This window comes from Bordetella genomosp. 9, from assembly GCF_002261425.1.
Classification (GTDB): domain Bacteria; phylum Pseudomonadota; class Gammaproteobacteria; order Burkholderiales; family Burkholderiaceae_B; genus Bordetella_C.
In genome coordinates this window covers 488,356-508,282 of record NZ_NEVJ01000001.1, presented here as the reverse complement: position 1 = coordinate 508,282, position 19,927 = coordinate 488,356, and the positions used below count along the sequence as shown (strand labels likewise).

The 19,927-nt window shown below is 67.8% G+C and carries 16 protein-coding genes; 9 read left to right on the top strand and 7 right to left on the bottom strand.

Annotation, left to right across the window (positions count from 1 at the left end):
- Positions 1-18: 18 nt before the first annotated feature.
- The 3 genes from CAL26_RS02230 to CAL26_RS02220 all read right to left on the bottom strand — a co-directional run bounded on the left by CAL26_RS02230 (position 19) and on the right by CAL26_RS02220 (position 3,785).
- On the bottom strand, positions 19-402 hold the full coding sequence (locus CAL26_RS02230; RefSeq protein WP_094845294.1) for an MOSC N-terminal beta barrel domain-containing protein: 384 nt from the start codon (positions 400-402) through the stop codon (positions 19-21).
- The gene (locus CAL26_RS02225; RefSeq protein WP_094845293.1) at positions 399-3,008 is read right to left on the bottom strand and encodes an AsmA family protein; all 2,610 of its coding nucleotides are present in this window, start codon (positions 3,006-3,008) and stop codon (positions 399-401) included. Before CAL26_RS02225 ends, CAL26_RS02230 begins: the two co-directional genes overlap by 4 nt.
- A gap of 111 nt (positions 3,009-3,119) precedes the next feature.
- Positions 3,120-3,785, bottom strand: coding sequence for a TetR/AcrR family transcriptional regulator (locus CAL26_RS02220; RefSeq protein WP_179283215.1), 666 nt, complete (start codon positions 3,783-3,785; stop codon positions 3,120-3,122).
- 125 nt (positions 3,786-3,910) lie between these two features.
- Here CAL26_RS02220 and CAL26_RS02215 point away from each other — a divergent pair, with 125 nt between their 5' ends.
- From CAL26_RS02215 to CAL26_RS02190, 6 genes are read left to right on the top strand one after another with little or no spacing between them, the layout of a single operon-like run.
- Positions 3,911-4,930 (top strand): HlyD family efflux transporter periplasmic adaptor subunit, encoded by a 1,020-nt coding sequence (locus CAL26_RS02215; protein ID WP_094845291.1) that lies wholly within the window; start codon positions 3,911-3,913, stop codon positions 4,928-4,930.
- A complete protein-coding gene (locus tag CAL26_RS02210; RefSeq protein ID WP_094845290.1) occupies positions 4,930-6,807 on the top strand; it encodes an ATP-binding cassette domain-containing protein in 1,878 nt (625 codons plus the stop codon). Before CAL26_RS02215 ends, CAL26_RS02210 begins: the two co-directional genes overlap by 1 nt.
- Positions 6,804-7,961 carry an ABC transporter permease gene (locus CAL26_RS02205; RefSeq protein WP_094845289.1) on the top strand — a complete coding sequence of 386 codons (1,158 nt, stop codon included), beginning with the start codon at positions 6,804-6,806 and terminating at the stop codon, positions 7,959-7,961. Before CAL26_RS02210 ends, CAL26_RS02205 begins: the two co-directional genes overlap by 4 nt.
- A 28-nt stretch (positions 7,962-7,989) precedes the next feature.
- On the top strand, positions 7,990-9,111 hold the full coding sequence (locus tag CAL26_RS02200) for an ABC transporter permease (protein WP_373454444.1): 1,122 nt from the start codon (positions 7,990-7,992) through the stop codon (positions 9,109-9,111).
- Between the two features lie 53 nt (positions 9,112-9,164).
- Positions 9,165-10,778, top strand: coding sequence for an efflux transporter outer membrane subunit (locus tag CAL26_RS02195; protein ID WP_094845287.1), 1,614 nt, complete (start codon positions 9,165-9,167; stop codon positions 10,776-10,778).
- A 45-nt stretch (positions 10,779-10,823) separates the two neighbouring features.
- A complete protein-coding gene (locus tag CAL26_RS02190) occupies positions 10,824-12,020 on the top strand; it encodes an MFS transporter (RefSeq protein ID WP_256987885.1) in 1,197 nt (398 codons plus the stop codon).
- Positions 12,021-12,083: 63 nt separating this feature from the next.
- Here the strand turns inward: CAL26_RS02190 and CAL26_RS02185 are convergent, their stop codons facing one another.
- Together CAL26_RS02185 and CAL26_RS02180 are read right to left on the bottom strand one after the other, a co-directional pair.
- Positions 12,084-13,463: an arylsulfatase gene (locus tag CAL26_RS02185; RefSeq protein WP_256987884.1), complete on the bottom strand. Its 1,380-nt coding sequence runs from the start codon at positions 13,461-13,463 to the stop codon at positions 12,084-12,086.
- Positions 13,464-13,563: 100 nt separating this feature from the next.
- Positions 13,564-14,550 (bottom strand): tripartite tricarboxylate transporter substrate binding protein, encoded by a 987-nt coding sequence (locus CAL26_RS02180; RefSeq protein WP_256987883.1) that lies wholly within the window; start codon positions 14,548-14,550, stop codon positions 13,564-13,566.
- A gap of 137 nt (positions 14,551-14,687) precedes the next feature.
- On the opposite strand from CAL26_RS02180, the gene CAL26_RS02175 reads away from it, so the two are divergent.
- Positions 14,688-15,674, top strand: a complete 987-nt coding sequence (locus tag CAL26_RS02175; protein ID WP_094845284.1) for a LysR family transcriptional regulator — start codon at positions 14,688-14,690, stop codon at positions 15,672-15,674.
- Here the strand turns inward: CAL26_RS02175 and CAL26_RS02170 are convergent.
- A complete protein-coding gene (locus CAL26_RS02170; protein WP_256987882.1) occupies positions 15,665-16,606 on the bottom strand; it encodes a LysR family transcriptional regulator in 942 nt (313 codons plus the stop codon). The genes CAL26_RS02175 and CAL26_RS02170 overlap by 10 nt on opposite strands.
- Before the next feature lie 92 nt (positions 16,607-16,698).
- Here CAL26_RS02170 and CAL26_RS02165 point away from each other — a divergent pair, with 92 nt between their 5' ends.
- Positions 16,699-17,709, top strand: coding sequence for a Bug family tripartite tricarboxylate transporter substrate binding protein (locus CAL26_RS02165; RefSeq protein WP_094845282.1), 1,011 nt, complete (start codon positions 16,699-16,701; stop codon positions 17,707-17,709).
- 160 nt (positions 17,710-17,869) lie between these two features.
- Positions 17,870-18,754 carry an MBL fold metallo-hydrolase gene (locus CAL26_RS02160; protein WP_094845281.1) on the top strand — a complete coding sequence of 295 codons (885 nt, stop codon included), beginning with the start codon at positions 17,870-17,872 and terminating at the stop codon, positions 18,752-18,754.
- On the opposite strand, the gene CAL26_RS02155 is transcribed toward CAL26_RS02160, so the two are convergent.
- A complete protein-coding gene (locus tag CAL26_RS02155; RefSeq protein ID WP_094845280.1) occupies positions 18,741-19,883 on the bottom strand; it encodes a Fic family protein in 1,143 nt (380 codons plus the stop codon). The genes CAL26_RS02160 and CAL26_RS02155 overlap by 14 nt on opposite strands.
- Between the last annotated feature and the right edge of the window lie 44 nt (positions 19,884-19,927).

The following is a 19,927-nucleotide window of genomic DNA, read 5'->3' as shown; positions in this document are numbered from 1 at the left end:
AGGGCAAGGCCGAAGCGCTTACTCCGGCCAGCGGACCGGCCCCATGTCCGGATGCACCTTCATCAAGCGGCATGGAATCCCCGTGAAATTGGATATCCACGCCGCCGCGAGCTCGCCTTCGTCGACGACGTCGACGGCCTGCTGGCCGACCAGCACGGCGGTGCGCACGCTGTCGTCGTCTTCGATGACATCCAGCGGGATATCGATGCGCAACATGCCGGGCGCGCGCAGCACCAGATAGCCGAAACGCAATTCGACCGTGATGTCCGCCAGCCTGGGGCAGGCGTCGCGCGTGATCCATTGTCCGCCGGAGTTCACCGCCAGCCAGCGGCGGTCGTAGTCGGCGGCGCGTGGATCGTCCAGGCCGCCGCACTGCGCGACGGGGTGGTATCGAGTGCTCATTTCCCGGTTATCCCCTTAAGCATCTTGCCCAGGTCGCGCAAGCGATCCCGGCGCGATTCGTTGTCCTGCTGATCGGCGCCCTCGCCGCCCAGCGCGCGTTCCAGCGTCCGCGTGACGGCGTCACCGGCCACGGATCGCCAATCCACCCGATAGCGCAAGTGGTCGTACGGGCCGGCCACGTGCACGGGCACCGCCACGCCGCGCAGCTCGCGCAGATCCACCGGCGGCGGGTCGGCCAGCCGCACGTTCGCGACGACATCCAGTGTGCCCTTGGGCAGGTCGATGATGGCCGGCGAGCCTTCGCTCAGGCGTATCACCGGCGACGCGACGTCCAGCTTCTTGATGGTGGCCACGCCCGCGGCAATGGCCAGGTCGGCATCCATGCGGGTAAAGGTGGTTTCGCGCGACGTATCGGCCGCCACGTCGTCGGATGCGCCGCCCTTGCCGCCGAGTATCAGCTGCTTCAGTTCGCGCAGGGAGCGGGCGACGTCGAAGCCCTTGATGGCGCCGTCGCGCAGCCGCAGCTGAAGGGTGCCCGCCAGGTTGTCCCGCATGGCCGTGGACCGGGCGCCGTGGGTGCTGAGGTTCGCCGACACGCTGCCCACGCCGGTCAGCGAGGATCGTTGGGTCAGATCGGTCAGCAACGGACCTATCGCCACGCCATCCAGCGTGAAGCGGGTGGTGAGCGCGTTGTCGCGGGTCGCATCCAGGGCCACGCTTCCGGCCAGCTTGCCGTTGTAGAGGTTGGCCGTGAGCGGCGCGACGTCCAGCTTGCCTTGCGCCAGTTTGACGCTGGCGGCCAGGTTCTGCATGGTGACGCCCTGCACGACGAGGCGGCCCGCCTTGACGGTGCCCTGCGCGGTCGGCCCGACCAGGGCGGACAGGTCGATGGCGCCCGGCTGGGCCGCTGCCTGCGCGGGTACGGCCGCGGGCGCGGACGCCCCGGTGGCCACACCCGCCGGCGCCGCGGCGCCGGCTGGAGCACCGGCCGTCGCGGGCGTCGGGCTTGCCGCACCGCTGCCCGGCTTGGCGGCGGGCGCGGGCGCGGCGTTGGTGGCCGCGGGCCCGCCGGGCGCGGTCCCCGGCTGCGGCACGGATGGCGCCGTCGATGGCCGGGCCGCCGCGTCCGGCAGCAGCTTGTCCAGGTCCAACGCATCCGCATTCAAGGCGAAACGGACCGCCGGCTTGGCGCCCAGTTGCGTGGCATCCGCCGTCAAGGTCAGCTTGCCGCCCTCTATCTGGGCATCCAGCGCGACATCGGCCGACTTCTTCGCCAGGTCCGCACGCAGCGCGCCCGTGTACGGGACGCGCATGGCGCCGCCCGGCAGGCCCGGCGCGGTGACGACCAATTCGCCCGCCATGGTCGGCATGGCGCCGGCGCGCTGGCGCAGGTCCAGCGACATGGGCGACGCGGCGCTGACGTTCCAACCCCGGTCCCCCTGCCTGATATCGGCGGCGAGCTTCGCCTGCGCGACGGCAAGATGGCTGCTGTTGCCGCTGATCCCGTCGATGGCGAGCCGCGCATCCACGCTATCGGGGCCCGCGATCCGCACCCGCGCGCTGACGGCATCGCCGGAAGCCGCCGTGGACGAGACGTCCAGGGCCGGCGCGTCGGCGGCAAATTCGAAGGGGCCCCGCGGCAGCGTGCCCTTGGCGCGGATCGTCAGCTTGGATGCCAGGATGGCGCCGCTGGCCGGATCGGCGCGCAGGCGTTCCGCCGCCAGGCTGGCGTCGGCGCTGGCCGTCCCGCCTTCCACGTTGGCGATATCGCCCTGGAACACCAGCTCGATGGCGTTGGCGTCCAGGGCCCCCGTCTTGCCGTCATAGCCCAGGTTGCCGCGCGCGGTCAGGTTGCGGGCGTTGGCGTCAGGCAATTGGCCGGACACCTTCAGGTCCAGCGCGCGCACTTCGTAGCGCTGGGCCTCCGGATCCAGGCGCACGACGGCCTTGCCCGCGATGTCCGTGTCGAATCTCGGATTGGCGCCCTGGACGTGCGCCGACACACTGGCGTCGAAGGGCTCGTCGATGCGCATGCGGCCCGTGCGCGCATTCAACTGCGAAATGACCAGCGCGCGTCCGTTGGCGTCGTCCTGCAACTGGATCTCGCCATCCTTGATATCCAGCCCGGCGATGTCGATGGTCGGCGCGGGACCGGACGAACGGTCCTGGTCCGCCGGCTCGGGCGTCGCCGGCCGTGGCTGCCTGGGTTCGCCCAGCAGATCCTGGAAATTCAGCCGGCCCTGCTTGTCGCGCACCACGCGCGCCTTCACGCCGCTGAAGCTGGCGTGGTCCAGGATGATGTGGCGCGACAGCAGCGGCCATATCGCCACGGACATGCGCGCCGTCTCCATCGACGCGAACGTATCGCTGCTATTGGGCTCCGACAGCGTGACGCCCTGCAGCGTCAGTCCCAGGCGCGGGAACAGCGTGGCATCGATGTCCCCCTCGATGGTCAGCGTGCGGTGATAACGCTCCTGCACCCAGGCCTGCAAGCGGTCCTTGTAGGCGTTGGGATCGAAGGTCAACAGAAAGACCGCGGCCGCCGCAACGGCGAGGGCGAGCACGGCCGCCACGCCTATCGATATGCGTTTGGTCCACTTCTTCATGGGTATTCAGCGGCCGGGAAATCTTCGTTCCCCGAACGTCCTGTGTTGGCGGGTTCTACAAACGGCAATGGTAACAAAGCGACCTTGGCAACAAGGCGGCCCCAGGCGATCTCAGGCGATCTTGAGTGGCCCGCGCAGCCCCTGCAATGCCAGCGCCTTCATCCGCGCGGCCAGTTCCGCCGCCGGACAGTCGAACAGCACCTGCAGCGGCGATTCCACGCCCGGGGCCAGGACCAGCAGCACCAGGCAAGGCGCCAGCACGCTCAGCACGCAACAGGTCAGCTCGGGCGTGTCGAGCGGCAAGCCGGTTATCTCGGCAACGATGCCGCTCAGCACCTGGAACTTGGGCAGGGCTTCTTCGCGGATGACCTGCGACAGCAGGGGCGAAGGCGACAGGATCTCGCGCGCCCACAGCCGGGTATGCCAACTGCTTGCGTCGACGATGGCGCTGACCAGGCCTTCCAGGAATACGCCCAGTTTGTCTTCGACGGGAAGTCCGCTGTCGGCCACGCCGCGCAGGAAATCCATGCTCATCACGCGCTTGTGCACTTCGCGCAGCAACGCGAGATAGAGCCCGTCGCGGCTGCCGAAGTAGTAGTTCACCGCGGCGATGTTGGTTTTCGCGCGGGCGCAGATGGCCTTGCTGGTGGTGTCGGCGTAGCCGCGTTCGGCGAACAGCTGGCCGGCCGCTTCGAGGATATTCGCGCGAGTGACCTCGCCGTCGGCGCGTGGACGCGCGGGCGACGGCGTCGCGGCTGGCGGGCTTCTGGGCGGCATGGGGAGGCTCGAAAGCATGACCCAGCGCAATACGCGCGCTGTGCAATGCGGCAAAAATGTAGGTATAGTTTATCTCAAATCCAAATTTGACTTAGACATCCAGCCGGGGATACGACCGACCGATCATGAAGAAAAAAACAGCCATCCTAGTCGTCGTTGTGCTGCTGGCGGCGGCCGCCGCCGTCTTCTGGACGTTGAATCGCAACCACTCCGATCCGAATCGCCTGACGCTCTACGGCAACGTCGATATCCGCCAGATCGCCCTGGCATTCGATGGCAGCGACCGCATCGCGGAGATGAAGGTGGACGAAGGCGACCGCGTCCGCGCGGGCCAGGTGCTGGCGCGGCTGGATACCCGCACGCTGGCCCTGGAATTGGCGCAGGCGCGCGCCGACGTGGCGATGCGCGAGCAATCGCTGCTGCGCCTGCGCAACGGGTCGAGGCCGGAAGAAGTCCAGCAGGCCCAGGCGCAGGTGATCGCCGCCCAGGCCGATGCCGACCTCGCCGCCCGGCAGTTGAAGCGCCTGCAGGGCGTGGCCGGCGACACCGCGGGCCGCGGCGTCAGCCGGGACGACCTGGACAATGCCGCCTCGCGCCTGCGGGTGGCGCAGGCACAGCTGGACAACCGCCAGCAGAGTCTGCGCCTGGCCAAGGTCGGCCCGCGCAAGGAAGATATCGCCGAGGCCGAAGCCGCCCTGCAAGCCGCTCGCGCCCAGGCGGATCTGCTGCAACACCGCCTGGACCTGGCCGAACTGAAAGCGCCGCGCGACGCGGTGGTCCGCGCCCGGCTGCTGGAACCCGGCGATATGGCCTCCCCCCAACGGCCGGTCTACACGCTGGCCATCTACGATCCCAAATGGATACGCGCCTACGTCAATGAAACCGACCTCGGCCGCGTGAAGATGGGCATGGCGGCGCAGGTCTATACCGACAGCTATCCCGGCCAGGCCGTGAACGGCAAGGTCGGCTATATCTCATCGGTGGCGGAGTTCACGCCGAAGAACGTGCAGACCGAAACCCTGCGCACCAGCCTGGTGTACGAAATCCGCGTGCTGGTCGAAGACCCCGAGGATCGCCTGCGCCTGGGCATGCCGGCCACCGTGGCCATCGCCCTGGACCCCGTCACGGCGGGAGCTGCGCGCTGATGGACGGCGACGGCCTGGCCATCGACGCGCGGGACATCGGCAAACGCTTCGCCGTGAAAACGGCGCGCCGCCACGTGCAGGCGCTGGACGGCGTCACGCTGCACGTCGCGCGCGGCACCGTCACGGCCCTGGTCGGCCCGGACGGGGCGGGCAAGACCACTTTCCTGCGACTGGTCGCCGGCCTCATGCGTCCGGACGCCGGGCAACTGCGGGTGCTGGGCTATGACGTCGTCCGCGATCCGCAGGCCGTGCAGGAACGCATCAGCTATATGCCGCAGCGTTTCGGGCTGTACACGGATCTCAGCGTGCAGGAAAACCTGGACCTGTATGCCGACCTGCATGGCGTGCCGGCCGACGCGCGGCGCGAACGCTACGCCCGCCTGCTCGAGATGACGGACCTGGCGCGCTTCACGGAGCGCCTGGCCGGCAAGCTGTCGGGCGGCATGAAGCAGAAGCTGGGATTGGCCTGCACGCTGGTGCGTTCGCCCGACCTGCTGCTGCTGGACGAGCCCACGGTGGGCGTCGACCCGCTGTCCCGGCGCGAACTGTGGGAGATCATCGACCGGATGGTGCGCGACGAATCCCTGACCGTGCTGGTCGCCACGGCGTACATGGACGAAGCGGAGCGCTGCGCCTGCGTGCATGTGCTGCACGAGGGCGGCCTGCTCGCGGGCGGCGCGCCCGCCGCCATCGCCGCGCGCGCGGAAGGCTTGTGCTACGTCGTGCCGGCGCCGCCGGGCGAGGCGCCGCGCGCGCGCCAGGCACGGCTGCTGGACCGTCATGACCAGGTGGTCGACGCCGTGCCGCGCGGTGGAGAGGTGCGATTCATCCTGCGCCCCGGCGGCGATATCGATGCGCTGGGCGGCGAGGCCGCGGATGCGCGGGCCGTGCCAGCCCGGTTGGAAGATGGCTTCATGGTGCTGCTGCGCGCGCGCGTCGACGAGGCGGGCGACGCCGACGACATGGCCAGCGCGGCCGCCTCGGCCGACGGCCCGGCGGGAGCCCGGGAAACCCCGGCGCGGGGCGGCGAGCCCGCGATCGAAGTCCGTGACCTGATCCGCAAATTCGGCGATTTCACCGCGGTGGACCGCACCACGTTCAACGTCGCGCGCGGCGAGATCTTCGGCCTGCTCGGCCCGAACGGCGCGGGCAAGACCACGACCTTCCGCATGCTGTGCGGCCTGTTGCCGGCCAGCGGCGGCACGGCGCGCGTGGCCGGCATGGACCTGCGCACGGCGCGTGCGCAGGCGCGATCGCGCATCGGCTACGTATCGCAGGCCTTCGCGCTGTACGGCGACCTGTCCGCCGCCGAAAACCTGCGTTTTTTCGGCGGCGCCTATGGCCTGCATGGCGCGCATCTGCGCGAACGCATCGCCGCGGTCACGGAACAGTTCGCCTTGCGCCAACATCTGGACCAACCCGCCGGACAACTGCCCGGCGGCATCAAGCAGCGGCTCGCCATGGCGGTCGGCCTGCTGCATGAGCCCGACATCCTGTTCCTGGACGAACCGACCAGCGGCGCCGATCCGCTGGCGCGCCGCGCGTTCTGGCGCCGCATCACCGCGCTGGCGCAGACGGGCACGACGATCGTCATCACCACGCACTTCATGGAAGAAGCCGAATACTGCGACCGTATCGTGATCCAGGATGCCGGCAAGCTGCTGGCGCTGGGCACGCCCGACGAGGTCCGCGCCCAGGCGGGCGCGACGGCGGAACACACGATGACCATGGAAGACGCCTTCATCGGCATCGTCGAACGTGGGCGCAATGGCGCGTCGACGGCAAGGCCTGGCAGCGCCGCGATGCATGCGGAAGGTGCCGGCCATACCGGCCCGGGCGGGACGCCGGGCGATCGACCGGCGGAGGCACGCCCATGAACGGCGCCCCAGCCACGCGCGCGGGCAGCGGATTCTGGCGCCGCCTGGTGTCGCTGACGCGTAAGGAGGTGCGCCAGCTGTTCCGCGACCGCGCCAATATGCTGATCGGCCTGGTGCTGCCCATCATCCTGATCCTGATCTTCGGCTATGGCCTGTCGCTGGACGTGAAGCACGCCCGCGTCATGATCGTGATGGAAGACGCGTCGCCGCAGGCGCACGACCTGGCTGCCAGCATCGCGCTGTCGCCTTACCTGTCCCGCCTGCCCGCAGGTTCATGGCATGACGCCGAACGCGCCCTGGCCGCCGACGAAACCGATGCCATCCTGCGCATCCCCAGCGATTTCGCGCGCCGCTACGCCGCCGGCAACGCCACCGTGCAGACGCTGGTATCGGGCAGCGATCCCACGCGCGCGCTGGTGGTGGGCGGCTACCTGCAGGGCGCCGTCGCCATCTGGCTGCAGAAGCAGGCGGACCGCGGCGCAAGCCTGTCCATGTCGGGCAACGGCAGCGTCACGGTGGTGGATCGCATGTGGTTCAACGCCGCCAACGACAGCACGTGGTATCTGGTCCCGGGCCTGGTCGTGCTGATCATGACGCTGATCGGCACCTTCCTGACCGCGCTGGTCATGGCGCGCGAGTGGGAGCGCGGCACGCTGGAAGCGCTGTTCGTCACGCCGGTGCGTCCGGTGGAAGTGCTGCTTGCCAAGATCATTCCCTATTTCTGCGTCGGCATGGCCGGGCTGGCCCTGTGCCTGGTGGCGGCGCTGTTCCTGTTCCAGGTGCCGCTGCAAGGCTCCATGGGCGCGCTGCTGGCGGGATCGACGCTCTACATGCTGGTGTCGCTGGGCATCGGGCTGCTGATCTCGGCCGTCACCCGCAACCAGTTCCTGGCCAGCCAGATCGCCATCCTGGCCAGCTTCATGCCGGCAACGATGCTGTCGGGCTTCGTCTTCGACCTGCGCAACGTGCCCGCCATCGTGAACATCGTCGGCCATGCGCTGCCGGCCACGTATTTCATGGAGCTGGTCAAGACGGTGTTCCTGGCGGGCGATTACTGGCCGCTGATCCTGAAGGACTGCGCCATCCTGGCCGCCTATGCGGCGGCGCTGCTGATATGGGTGGGCCACCTGACGCGCAAGACGCTGGACCGATGAAACAGACACGCGAAACAAACAGGCCGACATCATGAATGCCTTGATCGCTTATCTTCGTCCGCTGGGCAATCTGTGCCTGAAGGAATTCCTGGCGATCCTCAAGGACCCCGCCAGCCGGGTGGTCCTGATCGTGCCGGTGATCCTGCAAAGCCTGCTGTTCGGCTACGCCGCCACCTTCGACCTGACCCACGTTCCCTATGCCGTGCTGGACCAGTCGCGCGGGCAGGCCTCGACGGAACTGCTGGCGCGGCTGGACGGCACGGGCGTCTTCGAGCGCGTCGCGACCTTGCGTTCGGCGGAAGAGATCGCGCCAGTGATCGACGCCGGCAAGGCATTGCTGGTGCTGCATTTCGGCGACGACTTCGAACGCACGCTGGCCGCCGGCGGCCAGGCGCCCCTGCAGGTCATCCTGGATGGCCGCAACTCGACCACGGCGGGCACGGCGGCCGGCCAGATCCGCGATATCGTCACCGCCTACAACGCCAGCCGGCCGGGTGCCGCGCCCCCGCCGGTCGATGTGGACATGCGGGCCTGGTACAACCCCAACCTGGAAACCCGCTGGAGCATCATGCCGGGGCTGATCGCCTCGCTGAGCATGCTGCAGACGATGACCCTGGCCGCGCTGTCGGTGGCCCGCGAGCGGGAACAGGGCACGTTCGACCAGTTGCTGGTCACGCCCTACCGCCCCATCACCATCATGTTCGGCAAGGCGCTGCCGTCCATCGCCATCGGCGTGCTGCAGTCGTCCATCGTGCTGGCGATCGCGCTGTTCTGGTTCCACATTCCGATGGCGGGCAGCCTGGCCGTGCTGCTCGGCGGCACCTTGATGTTCACGATCGCCATCGTCGGCGTCGGCCTGTCGATCTCGGCGGTGTCCACGACGATGCAGCAGGCCATGCTCTACAACTTCGTCCTGTTGATGCCGCTGGTGTTGTTGTCCGGGCTGACCACGCCGGTGCGCAACATGCCGGAAGCGCTCCAGATCGCCACGTACGCCAACCCCCTGCGCTTCGCGGTGGATCTGGTGCGCAGCGTGTACCTGGAGGGCGCCGGCCTGGCCGACGTCTGGCACGATCTGGTGCCTTTCGTCGGCATCTCCGCCGTTACCTTGCCGCTGGCGGCCTGGCTGTTCCGCCACCGCCTTGCATGAAGAGCCGCGCCATGCCCGCCTATTCCACCTTATCTCCAATGCCCTCGTCTCCGATGCGTCTGCTGCTTGCATCCGCCTGCACCGCCGCCCTGCTGGCGGGCTGCGCGGTCGGGCCCGATTACTCGCCGCCGACCGCCGCGGCGCCCGCGTCCTGGCAGGACTGGCGCAGCGGACAGCGCTCCGCCGACATGGGCACCGCGCCATCGACCGCCGCCGTGCCGGGTTCAACGCCGGCTGCAACGCCGGGTGCAACGCCGGGCGCCTCACCGGCTGCAACGCCCAGTACCGCGCCCGTGCCCGCGCAGTGGTGGACGCTTTTCGACGACGCGACGCTGGACGCGCTCCAAGCCCGTGCCGCGCAAGCCAGCCCCGACCTGCGCACCGCCGCCCTGCGCTTCGCGCAGAGCCGCATGCGGCGGGTGACCGTCGCCGCGCAGCGCGGGCCCACCCTGGACGCCACCGGCGCCGTCACGCGCCAGCGCCAGAGCGAGTATTCCGCCGGCACGCGGCTGGCCAACGCCGTCGCGCCCGCCAACCGCGAAGAGCTGGTATCCATGCTGAGTTCGCCCTTCACCCTTTACCAGGGTGGCTTCGACGCATCCTGGGAACTGGATCTGTGGGGCCGCGTGGGACGCTCCATCGAGTCGGCCGATGCCGACGTGAACAACGCGGCCGCGCTGCTGGATGACGTGCGCCTGGCCGTGGCCAGCGAACTGGCGCGCGACTACTTCGAACTGCGGCTGACGCAGCAGCAGCTCGATCTGTTGAACCAGGACGTGGCGGCCGCCCGCGACAGCCTGTCGCTGCTGCAGGCGCGCGCACGCGGCGGCCTGATCGACGAACTGGACGTCAGCCGCCAGCGCGGCCTGCTGGCCGACCTGGAGGCGCGCATGCCGCCGTTGAACGCGCAGGCAGCCTCCTTGATGAACCAGATCGGCCTGCTGGTGGACGCGCGCCCCGGCGAACTGACCCAGACCCTGGCTGCCCGGCCCGCCACGCCGCTGGCGGCCCTGCCCGCGCGCCTGCCCGACCTGTCGCTGGGCCTGCCCTCCCAGGTCGCCCTGCGACGCCCCGACATACGCGCCGCCGAAGCCCGGCTGCATGGCGCTACCGCGGACATCGGCGTCGCCGTGGCCGATCTCTATCCGCGCATCACCCTGGGCGCGAGCTTTGGCTATGAGTCCTATGAAGGCAGCCGCTTCGGCGAATGGGGCACGCGGGCCTGGAGCATCGGCCCGTCGCTGTCGCTGCCGATCTTCGACCAGGGACGCCGCCGCGCCACCGTGGTGCTGCGCCAGCTGGCCCAGCAGGAAGCCGCCGTCGACTACCAGCAGACCGTCCTGAAGGCATGGCGCGAGATCGACGACGCCTTGACGGGCTACGACGCTGAACGCGGCCGCAACGCCAGCCTGCGCGCCAAGGAAGCCGCCAGCCGCGAAGCCTATGACCTGGCGCGTGCGCGCTACGCCCGCGGCCTGACCGACTTCCTGGTCGAACTGGATGCCGAACGCACGTGGATACAGTCGCGGCGCGACCTGTCCGATAGCAATCACCAGCTCTTCATGCGCCTGATCGCGGTGTACAAGTCCGTCGGCGGCGGCGATGTGGACACGGCCGGGACCACCGCCAGCGACGCGGCAGCGGCCCCAAATCGATCAGGGTCATAACCATATAAGAAACAGAAATAAGGTATCGTCCCGCCTGAAGCCAAGGTGGGGACTATCGCTGTGGGCAGCACATTATTCCAAGGCAATCTGGCGCGGCTCGCCGTCGCGCAGGCGCTGGCCGGCGCCAATACCACCGTCGTCTATGCGACGGCCGCGATCATCGGCAACACGCTCGCGCCAGAGAAATCGCTGGCCACCATGCCGATTTCCATCTTCGTCGTCGGCATGGCGCTGTCCACGCTGCCGGCGGGCGCGATCGCCCAGCGCTACGGGCGGCGCGCGGCATTCCAGGCCGGCACGGGATGCGGCGTGCTGGTCGGCTTGCTCAGCGCCCTGGCCATCATGCTCGGCAGTTTCTGGCTCTTCTGCTTCGCCATGCTGTTCGGCGGCGCGTACGCGGCGGTGGTGCTGACCTTCCGCTTCGCCGCCGCCGAATGCGTGCCGGCGCCGCAGCGCGCGCGAGCGCTGTCCACCGTCATGGCCGCCGGGGTCGTGGCCGGCGTGCTGGGACCGCAGCTGGTGACCTACACCATGTACGTCTGGCCGCCCCACATGTTCGCGGCGACCTATCTTGCCCAGGCCGCCGTGGCGCTGCTCAGCGCGGCCATCCTGATGGGCGTCAAGCTGCCGATTCCCAGCGCCGCGGAAAACGCCGCCGGCCGGCCCCTGGGGCAGATCGTCCGCCAGCCTGCCTTCATCGTCGCGGTCGTCTGCGGCGTCATCAGCTATACCCTGATGAATTTCCTGATGACCTCCGCGCCGCTGGCCATGCGGCTATGCGGCCTGCCGCAGGAGGCCTCCAACCTGGGCTTGCAGTGGCACGTGATCGCCATGTACGGCCCCAGCTTTTTCACGGGCCGGCTGATCGGTCGCTTCGGCGCCGGCCGCGTGGTCATGGCCGGATTGATCCTGACGGGCGCGGCCGCCGTGGCCGGGCTGGCGGGGCTGACGGTGGGCCATTTCTGGACCTCGCTGATCCTGCTCGGGCTGGGCTGGAACTTCGGCTTCGTGGGCGCTTCCGCGCTGGTGCTGGAATGCCATCGTCCGGAAGAGCGCAACAAGGTCCAGGCCTTCAATGACTTCCTGGTGTTCGGCACCATGGTCCTGGGCTCGTTCTCGTCGGGTGGCGTGCTGGCGAACTACGGCTGGGACATGGTGTGCTGGATCGCCTTCCCGCCGCTGGTCATCGCCATGATGGCCCTGGCGACGCGGCGCCGGCTGGCGATGCGGCAGGTCGCGTAGGCATAGCGCGTGGGGGCCGGCGTCGCGGCGACGTCGACACGCGTCCGGGCGCCGGCGGCATGGTCAGCCGCGGCCCTTGCCACGCAAGGGTGGCGGCACGAAATCGTCGGGTGCGCCCGGCGGAATCGGCGGATTGGCGGACAGCGACTGCTGGAACGCCAGGATCATCCGGCGTATGGGCCCGCGCACCCAGCCCTGCGTCGTGTTGACGTCGCTCTCTTCCTTGGGATCCTGCACGATGTTGAAGACATAGGGCGTCTCCAGATGGTTGGGCCCGGCGTTGGGCTCGACTTCCCACACGAAGTGCATTTTCCAATCGCGCCACTTGGCGGCGCGCATTTCGCTCTTGATGTAGTAGACGAAACCCTCGCGGTTGGATTGCTCCTTTTCGCCCAACAGGAAATCCAGTTGATCCACGCCGTCCACCACCCGATCCGTCGGCACGTCCGCGCCGGCGATACGCGCCAGCGTCGGGAACAGGTCGACCACATGGACCATTTCATTGGTCACGCGGCCCGCCGGCACCCGGCCGGGCCAGCGCACGATCAGCGGCACGCGCAGCGCGCCTTCCATCGCCGTGTGATAGGTGCCGGTCCACATACCGGCGCTGCCGCGCCAGGGCCGCCGGTACTCCGGACCGTTGTCGCTGGCGAAGATGAAGACCGTATCGTCCTCCGTCCCGGTCGCCTTCACCTGGTCCAGGATCTGCCCCACGCGGGCGTCCATTTCGACCAGCGAGTCGGCGAACTCGCCCTTCTTCGTGCGCCCTTCGAAATCGCGATGCGGGATGGTGGGGAAATGCAGCTGCGTCAGCGGGACGTACAGGAAATACGGCTGCTTGCCTGCGTTGCGGGTAATGAATTCGCAACTGCGGCGTGTCAGTTCTTCATCGATGCGCCGGCGCATCTCCAGGTCGTAGACCTCACGCTTTTCGGCGGGCTGTCCTCTGCGGCCTTCCATGACGCAGGGTAGCTCGACCACGGCGGGATCGAAGCCGACGGCCTCCATGAACATGCTTTCGTTCGTGGTGCGCGGAATGCCGTACCACTCGTCGAAGCCCTTGTCCTTGGGATAGCGGCCCTCTTTGTCCCCCAGATGCCATTTGCCGTACATCGCGGTCGCATAGCCGGCGTCGGACATGATTTCGGCCATGGTGCGTTCCCAGGGGATGAGTCCCTGCGGCAGGCCGGCCGGCACCGACTGCAGCGCGCCCGTGCGGATGGGATGGCGCCCCGTCATCAGCGCGGATCGCGTCGGCACGCAGTCGCTTTCGACGTTGAAGTTCAGGAAGCGGGTGCCTTGCGCCGCCAGTTCATCGATACGCGGCGTGGGCGCGCCGCGCAACGCCCCGCCGCCGTAGCAGCCCAGCTCGCCCCAGCCCAGGTTGTCGGCCAGGATCAGGATGATGTTGGGTCGTTGCGTGCCCTGCTGTGTCTGCTTCACGTGTGTGCTGCCTCGATGATGTGCCGGCATTCCGCGTCTGCTTCGCCGGTGTTTTCCGCGTCGTTTTTCGCGTCGTCGGTGTTTGCTTCGTCGCTTACCGCTATTCCAGCCGCAGCGACAGCGTCGATATCAGGTGCTGCCATTGATCCACGGTGCGCGCCAGGAAAACGTCGAACTGCGCCGCCGGCATGGGCCGCACGTCCAGGCCGCTTTCCTTCAGCTTGTGGACGATCTCCGGCTTGGCCAGGATCCGGGTCACTTCGTCGGAAAGGCGTTGCACGACCTCGGGCGGCGTGCGCTTGGGCGCGACCAGGCCCACCCATTGCGTCAGCACGATGTCCTTGTAGCCGAGCTCGCGCAGCGTCGGCACGTCCGGCAGTTCGGCACTCCGGTTCTCCGAAGTCAGCGCCAGGATGCGCACATTGCCCGACCGGTATTGCCCGATGACCGGCGCCAGGCCGAGCACCGCGGCGGGCACTTGATTGCCCACCAGGTCGGTGATCGCCTGGCCGCCGCCCTTGTAGGGTACGTGCGTCATCTGCACCCCGGCCTCGCGTGCCAGCCACTCGCCGGCAACCTGTTGCGATGTGCCCAGGCCGGACGTGCCGAAGGCGATGGCGCCAGGTTTGGCCTTGGCGGCTTCCAGCAGGTCGGCCAGCGATCTGTACGGGCTGCGCGCGGATGCCGCGACGACGATGGGCTGGTCGGCGATCATCGAAACGCCCGTCAGGTCACGCTTGAACTGCCAGGGCATATCGCGGCGCACGGCGTTCAGGATGGTCGCGGTGTCGGACGCGATGGCCAGCGTATAGCCATCGGGCTTGGACTGCACGGCCGCCTGCATGCCGATCGCACCCGATGCGCCGGGACGGTTTTCCACCACGACGCTTTGATTCAGCGCCTTGCCCAGCTCGACGGCCACCAGCCGCGCGGCGGTATCGTTGGTGCCGCCCGCCGCCTGCGGCACGATGATGCGGATAGGTTGATCCGCCGGCCACGCGGCCTGGGCAGCCCCGGGGGCCGCGATCCAGGTGGCCGCAATAGCCGCGACCGCTGCGGCTCGACGTTTCCAGCGCTGTGCTTTCAAGATTATTCCCCTTGCATGAGTGGGCCTGACCGGGCCTCTGATGTCTGAAAAGCAGTCTAGCCAGCCATCGGTGAAAGGACATAATCGAAATATCCGATTTCGTGATACGGTTTGCCTATCACGGAGGGGGGCCGCTCATGCCGCATTCGCCCATGGCGCTGTCGCATCTGAAATTCCGCCATCTGCTGTTGATCGAGTCGCTGATCGAGCAAGGCACTATCCACAAGGCGGCCCGGCAGCTGAACATCAGCCAGCCCGCCGCGACGGCCATGCTCAACGACCTCGAGGCCCTGGTCGGATTTCCGCTCTTCGTGCGCAGCCGCCAGGGCGTCACGCCGACCGCGCAGACGCAGGCCTTGCTGGGCCGGGTGCGCACCATCCTGAACGAATTCGACGAACTTTCCGCCGTCATCGGCCGCGTGGCGGCGGGCCGGTCCGCCCTGCTGCGCGTGGGCGTCGTCCCGCAGGCCTTCATCGCCTACCTGCCCAGGGCGATAGATCTTTTCCGCCAAGCGGGCGGCTGCGCCATCCGCACACATGAAAGCACCGCGCGCCAGTTGCTGGACATGCTGATCGCCGGCGAACTGGACTGCGTGATCGGCCGCCTGCCCAACGCCAGCAGCGCGCTGGCGCAGGCTTCCAGCCAGTTGTCCTTCGTCAACCTTTACCGCGAGGAAATCTGCATCGTGGTCGGGCCGCATAACGCCGCTGCCAGCCGGCGCGACATCAGCTACGAGGACCTGGCGCGATGCGAATGGGTCATGCAGCGGCCGGATTCCGCCGTGCGCGGCGCCCTGGCCGAAGCCTTTCTGCGGCATGGCGTGCAACCGCCCGAACCGGTCGTCGAAACATCGACCTACATCCAGAACCTGGCCATCGTCGCGCAATCGAACCTGTTCACCGTGGCGCCGCGCCGCGCGGCCGCCATGCACCAGGAGCTGGGGCTGGTACGCATACTGGACGTGCCGCTGGACGTCGTCCCCATGCAGGTGTGCCTGATCCGGCGCAAGGCATCCAGCCGGGATCCGACGCTCGCGCTGTTCGAAGAGGCTTTCCTGGAAAGCGTCAGGATCGGCGACGAGTCAGCGCACCACGCCACGATGCTCCGCAAGCCTCACCGATAGGCGACCGATCGCGCCAGCACCCCGCGCACCACGTCGCGCAGGATGCGGCCGGCGGGCAGGCGCTGCCGCTTCGCCAGCGTGATCAATCCGACCGGCGGCATTTTGAACGGCGCCGGCAGGTCCACGGCCTTGACCCCACCCCAGGTTTCGAGTTCCATCGCGATATCCAGGGGCAGCAGCCCCAGGACCGCGATATCGCCGCTGATCGCCGTATGGATCAAGCGGGCCGAGGTGGTCTCGATGCGCGCGGAAGGCGGCGTCGCGCCCCGTGCCACGAAGAGCTGCGCGAACGCGAGCCGCGTCGGACTGGCCTGCGGCGGCAGCACCCATTCATGCCGGTGCAGGTCCTCCAGCTTCAATGCCTTGCGCCCGGCGAGGTCGCTCCTGGCGTTGACGAGCACGGACGCGCTCTGCGTGAACAGCTTTTCCTGATGCAGCTCGCTCGTCGCGCCGTCGACCGTGATGCGGCCAAGAACGGCGTCCAGCTCCTGGCGGCGCAGCGCGGACACCAGTTGATCCGTGGATGCTTCATACGTGCTGATGGACATCGCGTAGGGACCCGTCGTCAATTCCTTGAGGATCTCGCGCATCAACTGGTTGGATACGAAGGGGATGACACCCAGGCGCAGATGGGTGCCCCTGCCTTCCTCGAAAGCCAGCAGTTCGCCGCGCAGGCCGTCGGCTTCGGCAAGCATTAATTCCACGCGGGACAGGATCAGGCTGCCCAAGGGCGTGGGTTCGAGGCGCGCGGCCCGATCGCGGGAAAATACCTGCGTGCCCAATGCGGCTTCGATATCGTGCAGGGCGCGGCTCAACGCCGGCTGCGTCAGTCCGCGCGATTCCGCGATAGCCGTCAGGGAGCGTACCGTGGCAATTTCCCGCAGCAATTCGAGGTCGCGCACGCGCAGCTTGGCGAAGTCGGGGCTTTTCATAAGACAGGTCATAACAAAACAGTTATGACAATAACGATTCAGATAAAAGGAAAATCATCATCTCATAACTAGCACAACCCAGGGGAATTCTCATGCAGCTGTCTTCCAGACCAGAACGCCGCCGCGCCCTGCTCGCGGCCATTTCCGTGCTTGCCCTCGCCGCCGGTGCCGGCGCCGCCCTGCCCGCGCACGCCGGCACCGGCGCTTATCCGGACCAGCCCCTGCGCATCATCGTCCCCTACGGCCCGGGCGGCACAGGCGACGTCATCGCGCGTTTCGTCGCCAAGCAGCTGTCGCAGGATCTCAAGCAAGCCGTCATCGTCGAAAACAAGGCCGGCGCGGCGGGATCGATCGGCGCCAACTACGTCGCGAACGCCGCGGCCGACGGCTATACGTTGCTCCTGGCCTATACGTCCGAAATGGTGATCAACCCGGTGATCCAAAAGGGCGTCAGCTACAACGTCACGCGCGATTTCTCGCCCATCGCGCTCGCCGGGTCCACACCCCTGTTGCTGGTATCCAACCCATCCGTCCCGGTGGAGAATATCGAAGGCCTGGTGAAGCTCGCCAAGGACAAGCCCGGCACCGTCACCTACGCGACGGCCGGCACCGGCAGCCCGGCCGACATCGCGGGCGCCCTGCTGGCCAAGGACGCCGGCATCAAGATCATGGCCGTCCCGTACAAGGGCGGCAGCCAGGCCGTCACCGACACGGTCAGCGGCGTGGTGAATATCTACTTTTCCGGCATGCCTCCGGCCGTGCCCTTCGTCAAAAGCGGCAAGCTGAACGCGCTGGGCGTCACGTCCACCACGCCCAGCCCGGCGCTGCCCGACGTGCCCGCGCTGGCGTCGCAAGGGTATCCGCGCCTGGACCTGGCCGGATGGTTCGGCTTCTTCGTGCCCAAGGGCGTCGCCAGCGACCGCCAGGAACTCCTGCACGACAAGATCCTCGCGGCCCTGCGCGCCCCGGAAGTGCAGCAAGGCCTGGCCATGCAGGGCGTCCAGACCAGCGACATGTCCGCCGCCGCCTTCGGCGAGTTCGTGCAAGGCGAACAGGCCAAGTACAACGCGCTGATCAAGGAATTGAATATATCGGCGGAATAACGCGGCCGGCCGTCTGGCCGGCCCGCCTGGCTGGGCTGCTTGGCTGCCTCCGTATGGCTGGCCCATATGGCTGTCCAGTTCGCGGGCCAGGCATACGCGGCCGTCTCAATGAACCACGCGTCAACCAATCACGCATCAACGAACCACATCAGGAACCACCATGGAACTCTGGCTGCTGGGCACCGGCACCCCCACCCCTTCCCTGCGCCGCATGTGCTCGGGCTATGTCGTCAAGGTACGCGACGATTACCTGGTCTTCGATCACGGCTTCGGCGCGCACCATCGCCTGCTCGAGCTCGGCATACGCGCGACGGCGGTATCGCACGCCTTCTTCAGCCACCACCATTACGACCACATGGGCGACTATCCGCGCCTGCTGCTGACCCGCTGGGACCAGGGCGCCGGAAAGATCCCGGACATGCACGTCTACGGCCCGCCGCCGCTGAAACGCATCACCGAACGTCTCATCGGCGACGACGGCGCGTTCGGCCCCGACCTGATCTCACGCACCGAGAATCAGTGCAGCATCGACGTGTACCGCGCGCGTGGCGGCGAAGGCCAGCGGCTTCGTCCCGCCCCCGTGCTGCACGAGTTGGGCGACAGCGACACCGTACAAGGCGATGGCTGGACGGTGCGCGTCGCGCCGGTGAATCACTTCGCGCCGCATCTGGTGTCGTACGGCTATCGCCTGGACGCCGACGGCCAATCCTTCGTCTATTCCGGCGACACCGGCCCCAGCCGGGCCTTGTCGGCGCTGGCGCAGGATTGCGACGTACTCGTCCACATGTGCCATTACATGTCCGGCACGGCCCCCAGCAAGACCTTCGAGGCGTTCACCATGGGCCACATGGAGCTCGCCGAAATGGCCGCCGGCGCCAACGTCCGCAATCTGGTGATCTCCCACGTCACCGAGCAATTCGACCGCCCAGGACTGCGCGAACGCATCGTCTGCGAGATCGGGCAGGTCTACAAGGGCAATATCTTCTTTGGCGAAGACGGCATGCGGATCCCGTTCGAAGGCCCGGCCGCGGTCAAGCTGGATTAGGTCCCGCGGGCGCGTCGGCCAGTTCATAACTGGTGCTGCGTCCGCCAGCCTGCGAGCGGCGCAGTACCCCAAGCTGCACCAGTTCGCTGATGTCCCGCAATGCGGTGTCCGGCGAGCATTTCGCCAACTTCGCCCATTTGCCGCTGGTCAGCCTGCCTTCGAAGCCGTCGAGAAGGCGATTGAGCACCTTTACCTGGCGCTCGTTCAGCCTGGCGCCCGGCAGGCGCTGCCAGAAGCGGGCCTTGCGCAACACCGCATCCACGGTGCCATGCGCGGATGCCACCGCCGCGTACAGCGTCTCCAGAAACCACGACAGCCAAGCCGTCACATCCATGGAGCCCTTCTGCGTGGCCTCCAGGATGTCGTAGTACGCCTTGCGTTCACGTTGTATCTGCGCCGACACGCTGTAGAAGCGTTGCGGACTGCCGTCGGCGCGCGCCAGCAATAGATCGCCGACCGCGCGCGCGATACGGCCGTTGCCGTCATCGAAGGGGTGTAGCGTCACGAACCATAGATGCCCCAGTCCCGCGCGGATCAGCGGCGGCTCCGCCGTGGCGGCGCTGTTCACCCAGGCGAGGAAGGCGGCCATTTCTTCCGGCAGGCGGGCCGCGGGCGGCGCCTCGTAATGCACACGCTGCCTGTCCAAGCGACCCGACACCACCTGCATCGGCCCATGCGCATCGTCTCGCCAAGCGCCCGTAGTGATCTTGCTCAGCCCCGAGTACCCGGTGGGAAACAACGCCGCATGCCACGCGAACAAGCGCTCGGCCGTCAGGGGCGCATCATGGGCGCCGGTGGCATCGAGCACCATCTCCACGATGCCTTCCACATGGCGATCCACGGGCGCCAGCGCGCCGATATCCACCCCTAGCCGGCGAGCGATGGATGAGCGTACCGAGGCGACGTTCAGATGTTCGCCTTCGATTTCGCTGGTGTTGATGACTTCGTCCGCGAACGCCGCCAGCCTGACCGCATTGCGTGTTGCCGAATCGAGGTCGACCATCTTTGACCGCAACAGGCCCAATGTACGGTTTGCCTGGGCCACGGCCCCCGCCAGCACACCAAGGTTGTAGCACCAGGTCGGCCAGCCGGAGGCCGTCCAGATATAGAGAGAGGCGCCGCTATTCATGCGGCGATTATGAAAGACGTGGAAGAATCAGCGGTATGCGCCGC